Origin of the sequence: Mesorhizobium sp. M7A.F.Ca.CA.002.04.1.1, assembly GCF_004022805.1 — a bacterium.
Lineage (GTDB): Bacteria > Pseudomonadota > Alphaproteobacteria > Rhizobiales > Rhizobiaceae > Mesorhizobium > Mesorhizobium ciceri.
The window spans coordinates 1-11,707 of sequence record NZ_RZPL01000089.1 but is presented as its reverse complement, the minus strand read 5'-3'; the positions used below and the strand labels follow the sequence as shown (position 1 = coordinate 11,707).

General features: G+C 63.4%; 10 protein-coding genes, 1 pseudogene and 1 riboswitch. Of the genes and pseudogenes, 3 read left to right on the top strand and 8 right to left on the bottom strand.

What is annotated here, in order from left to right:
- Window positions 1–1,026, bottom strand: a 1,026-nt coding sequence (locus ENZ75_RS07260) for a 2'-deoxycytidine 5'-triphosphate deaminase (RefSeq protein WP_128277999.1), incomplete at its 3' end; no start/stop codon positions are given.
- Between the two features lie 74 nt (window positions 1,027–1,100).
- Window positions 1,101–1,178: riboswitch (SAM riboswitch) on the top strand.
- A gap of 57 nt (window positions 1,179–1,235) precedes the next feature.
- On the opposite strand from ENZ75_RS07260, the gene ENZ75_RS07255 reads away from it, so the two are divergent.
- A complete protein-coding gene (locus tag ENZ75_RS07255) occupies window positions 1,236–2,423 on the top strand; it encodes an O-succinylhomoserine sulfhydrylase (RefSeq protein WP_128277997.1) in 1,188 nt (395 codons plus the stop codon).
- A 7-nt stretch (window positions 2,424–2,430) separates the two neighbouring features.
- Here ENZ75_RS07255 and ENZ75_RS07250 read toward each other — a convergent pair whose 3' ends face one another.
- Window positions 2,431–3,582, bottom strand: a complete 1,152-nt coding sequence (locus ENZ75_RS07250) for a ceramide glucosyltransferase (RefSeq protein WP_063170014.1) — start codon at window positions 3,580–3,582, stop codon at window positions 2,431–2,433.
- Between the two features lie 233 nt (window positions 3,583–3,815).
- Between ENZ75_RS07250 and apaG the strand changes: the two genes are divergently transcribed.
- Window positions 3,816–4,208 (top strand): Co2+/Mg2+ efflux protein ApaG, encoded by a 393-nt coding sequence (gene apaG / locus ENZ75_RS07245; protein WP_013533640.1) that lies wholly within the window; start codon window positions 3,816–3,818, stop codon window positions 4,206–4,208.
- Window positions 4,209–4,255: 47 nt separating this feature from the next.
- On the opposite strand, the gene ENZ75_RS07240 is transcribed toward apaG, so the two are convergent.
- From ENZ75_RS07240 to ENZ75_RS07230, 3 genes are all read right to left on the bottom strand, one after another.
- Window positions 4,256–5,287, bottom strand: coding sequence for an Hsp33 family molecular chaperone (locus tag ENZ75_RS07240; RefSeq protein ID WP_013533641.1), 1,032 nt, complete (start codon window positions 5,285–5,287; stop codon window positions 4,256–4,258).
- Window positions 5,288–5,397: 110 nt separating this feature from the next.
- On the bottom strand, window positions 5,398–6,309 hold the full coding sequence (argF, locus tag ENZ75_RS07235) for an ornithine carbamoyltransferase (RefSeq protein WP_013533642.1): 912 nt from the start codon (window positions 6,307–6,309) through the stop codon (window positions 5,398–5,400).
- Window positions 6,310–6,326: 17 nt separating this feature from the next.
- Window positions 6,327–7,526, bottom strand: a complete 1,200-nt coding sequence (locus tag ENZ75_RS07230) for an aspartate aminotransferase family protein (protein ID WP_063170013.1) — start codon at window positions 7,524–7,526, stop codon at window positions 6,327–6,329.
- A 358-nt stretch (window positions 7,527–7,884) separates the two neighbouring features.
- Here ENZ75_RS07230 and ENZ75_RS07225 point away from each other — a divergent pair, with 358 nt between their 5' ends.
- Window positions 7,885–8,403, top strand: coding sequence for a GcrA family cell cycle regulator (locus ENZ75_RS07225; RefSeq protein WP_063170012.1), 519 nt, complete (start codon window positions 7,885–7,887; stop codon window positions 8,401–8,403).
- 154 nt (window positions 8,404–8,557) lie between these two features.
- Here ENZ75_RS07225 and ENZ75_RS07220 read toward each other — a convergent pair whose 3' ends face one another.
- From ENZ75_RS07220 to ENZ75_RS07210, 3 genes and pseudogenes are all read right to left on the bottom strand, one after another.
- Window positions 8,558–9,568 carry a magnesium and cobalt transport protein CorA gene (locus tag ENZ75_RS07220; protein WP_013533645.1) on the bottom strand — a complete coding sequence of 337 codons (1,011 nt, stop codon included), beginning with the start codon at window positions 9,566–9,568 and terminating at the stop codon, window positions 8,558–8,560.
- Between the two features lie 90 nt (window positions 9,569–9,658).
- Entirely contained in the window at window positions 9,659–10,384 is a 726-nt protein-coding gene (phoU, locus tag ENZ75_RS07215) for a phosphate signaling complex protein PhoU (RefSeq protein WP_013533646.1), read from the bottom strand.
- Between the two features lie 112 nt (window positions 10,385–10,496).
- A pseudogene (locus ENZ75_RS07210) lies at window positions 10,497–11,660 on the bottom strand (ATP-binding protein); the annotation flags it as partial.
- Window positions 11,661–11,707 lie beyond the last annotated feature (47 nt).

The window sequence follows — 11,707 nt, the reverse complement described above, 5'->3', positions numbered from 1 at the left end:
GCCGTAGAGCGCCTGCGGCCGCTTCAGCATATGCTCGTAGACCAGCCGGCCGACGATCTGGCCGTGGTCGAGGATGAACGGCACTTCATGGCTGCGCACTTCCAGCACCGCCCGGCTGCCGGTGCCGCCGGATGCGGAATGGCCGAAGCCCGGATCGAAGAAGCCGGCATAATGGACGCGGAATTCGCCGACCAGCGGATCGAAGGGCGTCATCTCGGCGGCGTAGAGCGGCGGCACATGCACCGCCTCCTGGCTGACGAGGATGTAGAATTCATCGGGGTCGAGCACCAGTTCGCCGGCGCCGCTCTTGTGGATCGGTTCCCAGAAGTCGACGACTTCCTGGGCCGCGCGCTTGTCGACATCGACGAGGCCGGTGTGATGCTTGCCGCGATAGCCGACCAAGCCGCTTTGATCGCCGTTGAGGTCGATCGACAGCGCGATGCCGCCGCCGGAAATGTTCGGCGGCTCGGTGGCGACAAGCATCTGCGTGCGATGCAGGTCGTGCAACTCGGCTTCGGAGAGCAGCGCATTGCCGGTGCGGAAACGGATCTGCGACAGGCGCGACCCGGTGCGGACGACGATCGGGAAGGTGCGCGGGCTGACTTCCAGAAAGAGCGGGCCATGATAGCCGGCCGCGATCTTGTCGAACTCGTGGCCGCGATCGGTCATGACGCGGGTGAAGATGTCGAGCCGTCCGGTCGAACTCTTCGGATTGGCCGAGGCTGAAATGTCCGCCGGCAGCGCCAGGCTTTCAAGCAGGGGCACGATGTAGACGCAGCCGGTCTCCAGCACCGCGCCCTCGGCCAGATTGATCTCGTGCAGCTGCAGCCGGTCGAGCTTTTCCGAGACCTTGTGATTGGGGCCGGGCAGGAAGGAGGCGCGCACCCGCCAGGCCTTGTCGCCGAGCCTGAGATCGAGGCTGGCCGGCTGGATCTGGTCGGTGTCGAGCGCACGCGCCGACTTCAGCGCGCCGGACTGGAGCAGCGCCGATATGTCCTGGTCGGGAAGAATGCCTGTCTGCCGCAAGGCTCCACTCCTGCTTGGTACAAACCTCTTAATGAAGCCGGCAATTGACGCAAGCGCGGTGCGGGTCTAAAGGGTCGTTATCCCGTGGTGATTTGGCCGGTCGGCTTGCAGCCACGTTAAACAAGTCGCTAAAGGACCGTCGGGCCGCAAGGCCGTATGGACCGGTTGCGACTTTCGCGGCCGGTTTTTTTGTGTCTGGAAGAAAAGCGATGAGCACCAAGAAGCGCAACTGGAAGCCTCAGACGGCACTCGTGCACAGCGGAACGCTGCGTTCCGGTTTCGGCGAAACGTCAGAAGCGATCTATCTCACCCAAGGCTATGTCTACGAAACGGCGCAAGCCGCCGAAGCCCGTTTCAAGGGCGAAGAGCCGGGTTTCATCTATTCGCGCTACGCCAATCCGACCGTCGACATGTTCGAGAAGCGCATGTGCGCGCTGGAAGGTGCGGAAGACGCGCGCGCCACCGCGTCGGGCATGGCCGCGGTGACGGCCGCCCTTCTGTGCAGCGCCAAGGCCGGCGACCATATCGTGGCGGCGCGTGCGCTGTTCGGCTCCTGCCGCTGGGTGGTCGAGACGCTGGCGCCGAGATACGGCATCGAGGCGACGCTGGTCGACGGCACCGACATCGCCAACTGGGAAAAGGCGATCAAGCCGAACACCAAGCTGTTCTTCCTGGAAAGCCCGACCAATCCGACGCTGGAAGTGGTCGATATCGCCGCTGTCGCTTCGCTTGCCAATTCGATCGGCGCCAGGCTGATCGTCGACAATGTCTTCGCCACGCCCCTGCAGCAGAAGCCCTTGCAGCTCGGCGCCCATATCGTCGTCTATTCGGCGACCAAGCACATAGACGGCCAGGGGCGCTGTCTCGGCGGCGTCATCCTGTCGGACAAGAAGTGGATCGACGAGAACCTGCACGACTATTTCCGCCATACCGGCCCAAGCCTTTCGCCTTTCAACGCCTGGACGCTGCTGAAGGGCCTGGAAACGCTGCCGCTGCGCGTACGCCAGCAGACGGAAAGTGCCGGCCGGATCGCGGATTTTCTGGCCGAACGGCCGGAAATCGCGCGCGTCATCTATCCCGGCCGCGCCGACCATCCGCAGGCCGACATCGTCAAGAAGCAGATGTCGGGCGGCTCGACGCTGATCTGCCTGGACGTCAAGGGCGGCAAGCAGGCGGCCTTCGCCGTGCAGAACGCGCTCGACATCGTCCTGATCTCCAACAATCTCGGTGACGCCAAGAGCCTGATCACCCACCCGGCGACGACGACGCACAAAAATCTCAGCGACGAGGCGCGCGCCGAGCTCGGCATCGGGCCGGGCACGCTCAGGCTGTCGGTTGGCCTGGAGGATGCCGACGATCTGCTCGAGGACATCGCGCAGGCGCTGAAGGCCAGGTAGGAGGCCTTCAGGCGCCGGACGGCGTCTCTTCCAGCTCGGCCGTCTTGGTGCCGATGGTCATCGCATTGCCGCGCCAGTCGACGGCGCCGCCGAGCCAACCGCGCCCCCACATCGCCGGCAGGATCAGGTCGCGCGCCATGATCGCGGCGACCATGCGTGGCGACAGGTACCAGCCCTTGGACCAGGCCAGGGCGCACTCCGGAAGATAGAAGGCCGCCAGCACGGCAAGGGCGGTTGCCCAGAGGCTGAAGCCGGCGCTTGCCGCTGCAATCAGCGCAAGCACCAGCGGCACCACGGCGCCCGTCAGGATTTCGGGTGCGAAGAACAGCGGGAAAGTGACGCGGCGCAGGCGCGCCCAACGGGCCTGACGCGACCAGATCTCGTCAAACGAGCGCCGGCCAAGCGGCTGCTCGAAGGGGGCGGCGACGAGATTGACGCGCAGGCCGAGACTGTTCACCAGCTTGGTCGCAGCGGCATCCTCGGCGATCTCGGCGGCCAGCACGCGGATGCCGCCATTGGCATCGAGCATCGGCTTGTTCCAGAGCATGCTCTTGCCCTGGGCAAAGCCGAGGCCGAGCGCCTCACCGGCATATTGCCAGCGCGCCTGCAGCGTGTTGAGGAAAGCGCATTCGACCTCGGCCCAGAAGCCGGCCGGCCGCGAGCCGATCGGCGTCGAGCAGACAAGGCCGGTGCCGGGCCGCCAGGCAGCCATCAGGTGCTGGATGTAGTCCCTCGGCATCAGCACGTTGGAATCGGCCAGGACGACCCAGTCGTGCCGCGCCGCTTCCCAGCCCTTGACGCAATTGTTGAGTTTCGGATTGGCGCTGATGCGGTCATCGCCGACAAGCAGCCAGGCCGGCACTTTCGGAAACCGGACGATCGTCCTGTTTATCAATTTGATCACCGGATCGTCGGCATGGGCGACGCAGAAAATCAGCTCATAGCGCGGCCAGTCGAGCGAGAAGGCGCGCTCCAGCGTCTCCTGCGTGAACGGCTCGACGCCGCGCGACGGCACGACGATCGACACCGGCCGCGGCTTGCCGGCCGGCGGCGCAATGGTGCGACGCCGTCTCAGACGCGACACGGCGAGCACGATGCTGGCGAGATTCGAGAGGATGAGGACGGTTGAAAGCGTGGCGGCTATGAGAGTGAGTTGCATCGAGATCCGGTCACTCCAGGAAAACCGGTCCGCAAGATGACCGGTTTCAACAGTTCAGCAGAGCGCCCGAGTCGCGCGTCACCAGTCCGCGCACACCATCATTGTCATATGTCACTTAAATGACATTCTTTGTCGGCACCTGCCCGCGAGGCCGGCCAGAGGAGGCTTCGATCGGTTGACCTAACCGCACGGAGCGCCGAAAGTTCCGCTGGAACCGTTTTTTGGAGCCGCTTATGTATAGCGCCGTCACGCGCAACATCGAAGTGCAGGTCAGGCCGTTCTATCTGGAGGACCGTTCGGATCCCTCGGAGAACCGCTATGTCTGGGGCTATCAGATAACGATCGACAATCAGTCGGACGATTTCGTGCAGCTTCTGTCGCGCTATTGGCACATCACCGACGGCACCGGCCGGGTCGAGGAAGTGCGCGGCCCCGGCGTGGTCGGCGACCAGCCCGAACTCAATCCCGGCGACAGCTACCAGTACACGTCCGGTTGCCCGCTCTCGACACCGTCCGGCATCATGGTCGGGCATTACACGATGCGCAACAAGCGGGGCGAGACGTTCGACATCGCCATTCCGGCGTTTTCGCTGGACTTGCCGGGGACGCGGCGGACGGTGAATTGATTTCGCCTCACCGGCCGCGGAGCGACCGGTGAGGCGTGGTTTCTACTCTACTGGGCCGCAAATTCCGCCGGGTCGAAATCATATTGCTTCGAACAGAATTCGCAGGCGACGTGGATGCCGCCGTCTTCGGTGCTGTCCTTGATCTCCTGGGCGGAAAAACCCTCGAGGATGCCGCGGATCTTGTCCCTGGAGCACGAGCACTGGTCGGCGACCGGAACGCCGCCGAAGACGCGCACGCCATGCTCGTGGAACAGCCTGTAGAGCAGCCGCTCGGCGCCGATCGTCGGGTCGATCAGTTCGGTCGGCTCGATGGTGCCGAGCAGAGCCAGCAACTCCTGCCAGGAATTGTCGACCGGATCGTGGATCTCCTCACGCGGATCGCCATCGCCGCCCGGCAGGTCCGGGACGCGCATGCGCTCGGGCGACTGCGGCAGGAACTGCGCCAGGATACCGCCGGCGCGCCATTGCTCGCGGGCGCCGCCGGGACCGGGCGTCAAAAGCTTGGCCACCGACAGCCTGATATCCGTCGGGATCTGCTCCGACTGACGGAAATAGGTGCGTGCCGCGTCTTCCAGGGTCTCGCCATCGAGCTGGACGATACCCTGATAGCGCTGCGTATGGGCGCCCTGGTCGATGGTCAGCGCCAGCACGCCACTGCCGAGCAGCGTCTGTTGGGAGGTTTCGCCCGCCGCGACCAGCGCTTCCAGCCGGTCGGCATCGAAACGCGCATAGGCGCGCAGCGCCGAGGGCGTGGAAAAATCCGCAACCAGCATGTCGACGGGTCCGTCGGTGCGGGTCTGCAGGATGAACTTGCCCTCGAACTTCAGCGAAGTGCCGAGCAGCACGGTCAGCACACAGGCCTCCGCCAGCAGGCGGGCGACCGGCTCGGGATAATCGTGGCGGCTGAGGATGGCGTCCAGCATCGGCCCGAGTTGGACCGTGCGGCCGCGCACGTCGAGAGGGCCGACCTCGAACGGCACGACGTGATCGTCGCCGGCATAGCCGAATTCGCCGAGTTTGGGGTGATGTTCAGTCACTTGATAGGTTTCCAACATGACAAAGCTCCAGGGCGCGGCCATGCCGCCCTCCGGGGCGCATGCGTCGAAACGCGCTTGATTTGCGTGATGCGGCGCAAATAGGCATCACACGCCCGCAGATCAAGCTCCCAGGGATCAAGCGCCCAGACACTTCAAGCGCCTAGACACCAGGCAAGCACGGCCTTCTGGGCATGGAGCCGGTTCTCGGCCTCGTCGAAGACCACCGAATGCGGTCCGTCGATAACCTCGTCTGTCACTTCCTCGCCGCGATGCGCCGGCAGGCAGTGCATGAACAGCGCGTCCGGCTTGGCTCTCGCCATCAGCTTGGCATTGACCTGGTAGGGCGAGAACACATTGTGGCCGCGGGCGCGATGCTCCTGGCCCATCGACACCCAGCAATCGGTGACGATGCAGTCGGCCTGATCGACGGCTTCCTCGGGCGAGCGGGTGAAGTGCAGCTTGCCGCCATGCGCCTGCGACCAATCGATATGCTTCTGCGCCGGCTCGCTGCCTTCGGGAACGGCGACGTTGAGGTTGAAGCGGAACCGGGCCGAGGCCTCGAGCAGGGAATGCAGCACATTGTTGCCGTCGCCGGTCCAGGCGATGGTCTTGCCGGCTACCGGACCGCGATGTTCCTCGAAGGTCATGATATCGGCCATCAGCTGGCAGGGATGGGTATCGTCGGTCAGTCCGTTGATCACCGGCACGGTGGCGTTCTCTGTCAATTCCAGCAGCCGCTCATGCGAGGTGGTGCGGATCATGATCGCATCGACATAGCGCGACAGCACCTTGGCGGTGTCGGCGATGGTCTCGGAACGGCCGAGCTGCATCTCGGTGCCGGTCAGCATGATGGTCTCGCCGCCGAGCTGCCGCATGCCGACGTCGAAGGAGACGCGCGTGCGCGTCGACGGCTTGTCGAAGATCATCGCCAGCACCTTGCCTTCGAGCGGTTTGGTGCGCTCGCCGGCCTTGAGCCGCGCCTTTCGCACCACCGCGTCGTCCAGCATCAAGCGCAGGTCGCCTTCGGAAACGGTGGAAAGATCGGTGAAATGGCGAACTGACATCAGCAATGATTCCGGGATTACTTCGCCGCGGCGGAAGCGATCGCCTCCGCCAGGCCCTTGGCGCCGGCGCGGATGCGGTTGAGCGCGTCATGGATCTCGGCGTCGGTGACGGTGAGCGGCGGCAACAGGCGAATGACGTTGTCGCCGGCCGGAACCGTCAACAGGTGCTGGTCGCGCAAGGCCATGTTCACCTTGGTGTTGGGCATGGCGCATTTGAGGCCGAGCATCAGCCCGGCACCCCTGATGTCCTCGATGATTTCGGGAAACTCGTCGGCGACCGACGCCAGACCCTGCTTCATCAGCAGCGCCTTGCGCTGGACATCTTCGAGGAAGCCGTCTTCCAGCACGACATCGAGCACGGCGTTGCCGACCGCCATGGCAAGCGGGTTGCCGCCGAACGTGGTGCCATGCACGCCGGCGGTCATGCCGACCGCCGCTTCATCCGTGGCAAGGCAGGCGCCCATCGGGAAGCCGCCGCCGATACCCTTGGCAATCGCCATGATGTCGGGCGTTACACCCGACCATTCATGTGCGAACAGCTTGCCGGTGCGGCCGATGCCGCACTGGACCTCGTCGTAGATCAACAGCAGGCCGTGCTGCTCGCACAATTGCCTGAGCCGCTTCAGCGACTGCGTCGGCACCGGGCGGATACCGCCCTCGCCCTGCACCGGCTCGATCAGGATCGCGGCCGTCTCCGGCGTGATCGCCTTTTCGGCGGCGTCAATGTCGTCGAAGCCGACCTGGTCGAAACCTTCGACCTTGGGGCCGAAGCCCTCGAGATACTTGTACTGGCCGCCAGCCGCGATGGTCGCCAGCGTGCGGCCATGGAAGGCGCCTTCGAAGGTGATGATGCGAAAGCGCTCGGGATGGCCTTTGACGAAATGGTAGCGCCGCGCCGTCTTGATCGCGCATTCCAGCGCCTCGGCGCCGGAATTGGTGAAGAACACCTTGTCGGCGAAGGTGGCGTCGGCCAGCCGTTCGCCAAGCCGGCTCTGCCCGGGGATCTCGTAGAGGTTGGAGACATGCCACAGCTTGGCTGCCTGCTCGGTGAGTGCGGCGACCAGGTGCGGATGGCTGTGGCCCAGCGAATTGACGGCGATGCCGCCGGCGAAATCGAGATATCGCTCGCCCTTGTCGGTAATCAGCCATGTGCCTTCCCCGTGGTCGAAGGCCAGGGGTGCGCGAGCAAAGGTCTCGTAAAGCGCCGAACCGCTCATTATATGCGTCTCCGGTACCGGAAAATCAAAAAAGCCGCCAAAGCGGCGGCCTGTGCGGCTTATCCTGTTTTTCGGCCATGAAGTCAACGAAAACGTCGCGTAGTGGCGCGCGGCAAGCCCCCCGACGGGACGCCGGCTCATAAGCGACCGGGCAAGTTGGGGAAAACCGAAAAAACCGATTCGTGTTGCACTTGGGACTCTTGTCACCGAGTCAGCGCATAGAGTAGTTGTAGTCGAGAAATAACTAGATTTCGTGCGGCGGACCTAATCACCAGATATATGTGGTGTCTGCCCTGGCAAATGTTGCCGGGTCGGGAGAAGGATTCCGATTGCCGCACGCTTAGAGGAGCGCGGTCTCATGAACTGGACTGACGAGCGGGTAGAACTCTTGAGAAAACTGTGGTCGGAGGGTCTGAGCGCAAGCCAGATTGCTGCGCAGCTTGGAGGGGTCAGCCGCAATGCGGTCATCGGGAAGGTGCATCGGCTGAAACTGTCGGGCCGCGGTCGCTCGACCGCCACGCCAACACGCCAGAAGAAGGCAGCGCAAGGATCGACTGTCCAGAAATCGGTATCACGCGCCGCAACCACGGCACGCCATGTCACGACATCGGTCGGCGCGACCGCTTTGCAGACGCAGTTCGACGCCGAACCCGTGGCACGCCATTACATCCGCCCGGTCGAAAATGTCGTGCTGCCGATCTCGCGGCATCTGCAGCTGGTCGAGCTGACCGAGCGGACCTGCAAATGGCCGAACGGCGATCCGCTTTCAGAGGACTTCCATTTCTGCGGCAACGATGCCGCCGAAACCGGTCCCTACTGCAAGTACCACGCCCGCGTGGCATTCCAGCCGGCATCGGAGCGGCGGCGGAGCAGGTAGATAAGGGAATAGGGGAGTAAGGCAGTAGGGCAGTATGTGCGCGGAAAGTCGCGCTCACGAAATGCCACCCTACTGCCCTACTGCCCTACTGCCCTACTGCCCTACTGCCCTACTGCCCTACTGCCCTACTGCCCTACTGCCCTACTGCCCTACTTCACAACCAGCCATTCTTCCTGAACCGCCAATACAGAAACGCGCAGATCAGCGCGATCGTGGCCAGAACCACCGGATAGCCGTATTCCATCTTCAGTTCCGGCATGTCGCTGAAGTTCATGCCGTAAATGCCGGCGAGCGCCGTCGGCACCGCCAGGATTGCGGCCCAGGAAGCGAGCTTCTTGGTGTTGGCCGTTTCCTGACTCTGGCCGACCAGCAAGCTCGCCTCGAAAGCGAATGCCAGCACCTCGCGCAGGCTGTCGATCTTCTCCTGAACGGTGCGGATGTGATCGGTGACGTCGCGGAACAGCGGATGCATGGCGGTGTGGATCTGCGGCAGCTCGGCGCTGGTCAGCCTTCGGCAGACTTCGACCAGCGGAAGCGCGGCATTGCGCAGGCGCAGGAGATCGCGGCGCAGCATATAGAGCCGCTCTATGTCGGGAGCGGTCATCGGCTTCAGCAGAACCTTGTCCTCGATCGCCTCGACCTCGTCCTCGATCTGCTCGAGCACCGGCATGTAATTGTCGACGATGAAATCGAGGATGGCATAGAGGACGAAATCCTCGCCCTTGGCCAGCGAGTGCGGGCAGCTTTCCCAGTGCTGACGAACGGCGGCATAGGACGTCGAGGGACCGTGCCTGACGCTGACTATGTAGCCTGAGCCGACGAACAAATGGGTCTCGCCGAAGGTGACCCGGCCCTCGATCAGCTGCGCGGTGCGGGCGACGATGAACAAGGCGTCGCCATATTGCTCGATCTTCGGCCGCTGGTGCGGGTGCTCGGCATCCTCGATCGCCAGCTCATGCAGGTGAAACTGCGCCTGGACGCGCAGCAACAGGTTACGGTCGGGCTCCAACAGGCCGATCCAGACGACGTGACCGGATTTTTTTGCCCATTCGCCGGCTTCCTCGATGGGAATGTCGGCGATGCGGCGGCCCGCGGTGTAAACGCCGCAAGCGATAATGCCGGATATCGGCGCAGGCGCCGGGGTCAGGTTCCGAACATTTTCCATCACGACCTCCCGGAGCAAATCCACGGACGAGGATAGAGGCAAAGCCCGGAAAGCTTATCGTAAATCGGGTGACGGTTCGAGAGGCGGCGTTCACTTCACCGGCTGCGTCTCGGAAAGGCTGATTTTGTCGGTCTTGTCGCCCTTGGGCCGCTCAGCCGGCAACTGATCGCCGGTGACGATGTAGTAGATGGTCTCGGCTATGTTGGTGGCGTGATCACCGATACGCTCGATGTTCTTGGCGCAAAACAGCAGATGCGTGCAGGGCGTGATGTTGCGCGGATCTTCCATCATGTAGGTCAGCAATTCGCGAAACAGCGATGTGTACATGGCGTCGATCTGGTCGTCACGATCGCGCACGAAGCCGATCTTCTCCACCGAACGGGACGCGTAGACGTCGAGCACTTCCTTGAGCTGGGTCAATGCCAGGTTGGACAGAGCCTCGAGGCCGCGGAACAGGCTGGTCGGCTGGCGTCCGTCGGTGACGGCGACAACCCGCTTGGCAACGTTCTTGGCGAGATCGCCAACCCGTTCGAGGTCGGCGGAGATGCGGATGGTCCCGACTATCTCGCGCAAATCCGCCGCCATCGGCTGACGCTTGGCAATGATGATGATCGCCTTGTCGTCGATTTCGCGCTGGCCCTCGTCCAGTACGGTATCGTCGCGGATGACCTTCTGGGCAAGGCCCGGGTCGGCATTGACGAGAGCGGTGACCGCCTGTTCGACCATGCGCTCGGCATGGCCACCCATCGCGGCGATGCGCTTCGACAGATATTTCAACTCCTCGTCATAAGCGCTGACGATGTGCACGGACTGCATGGCAAATGCCTTCCCACGGGGTGTTTTGATTTTGAGTCGTTTCCTCGAATCCCCGCTGATACGCTAGCCGGATGACAGAAAAAAGAAACAGTGCCCTTGAATTAGGGCGATATCAGTGCGCCGGCAAATGAACCGAGAATGCCGCGCCGTTGCCGACTTCGGACTTGATCGAAAGCCGGGCGTTGTGGCGCGTCAGGATATGCTTGACGATCGACAGGCCGAGGCCGGTGCCTTTCTGGGTCCGGCTGGTCTCGACATCGACGCGGTAGAAGCGCTCGGTAATGCGCGGAATGTGCTCCTCGGGAATGCCAGGGCCAAAGTCCCTGATCGTCACGTCGATGCCCGGCTCTGGTCCGGCATCGCTATGCGCTATGGATACAACCACGCGCCCACCCGACTGCCCGTATTTGCAGGCGTTTTCCAGGAGGTTCTCGAAAACCTGGAAAAGCTCATCGCGATCGCCAGGCACATGAAGCGGTCCGTCGGCGTAGCGCCGCTCGATGGCAACGGCGTTTTCGCTGGCCAGCGGTCCGAGCGAGTCGATGACGCTGTCGACGGTCTGGCGCAGGTCCACCTCGGTTCCCGGCTTCAGATAGGGTTTCATCTCGAGCCGCGACAGCGACAACAAATCGTCGATCAGACGCGCCATGCGGCCGGTCTGGCTCTGCATGATCTGCAGAAACTGGTCGCGCGCCGCCGCGTCGTTGCGGGCTGGCCCGCGCAGCGTTTCGATAAAGCCGGCGATGGAGGCAAGTGGGGTGCGCAGTTCGTGGCTGGCATTGGCGATGAAGTCGGCGCGCATGCGGTCGATCCTGCGCGTTTCGCTCTGGTCCTTGAACACCAGCACATAGAGATCGGTGGCGTGACCGACCGAGGACACGCTCACCCGGTAAGCCCGTTCGACCGGCAGCTTCTCCGTATAGTCGACGATATCGGAGGCGACATCGCCCGATAGCACGCCATCCAGCAGAGCCTGCATTTCCGGCGCCCGGAATTTCAGCGACAGCGACATGCCTGGCGCGATGCCGCCGAAAGCGGCGAAGGCGGCGGCGTTGGCATGGACGATGGTGGCAGCCCGGTCGAAGATGATCAGCGGATCGGCGACGGCGGCGGCCAGATATTCACCCGAGAGCCTCTGCAGGCCGGTGGCCTCGATGGCGGCTCCGCTGCCAGTGGATTGGCGCGCGCCGGCGGCCGGCAGTATTGCCGCTGCAAATAGCAACAGCAGCGCCGCGAGGACGACATAGGCTGAAATCCCGGCCAAGGCATAAACGGCGTCGTCGCGGTCGTCGCCGTTTATGCCTTGGCCGGGATTTCAGCCTA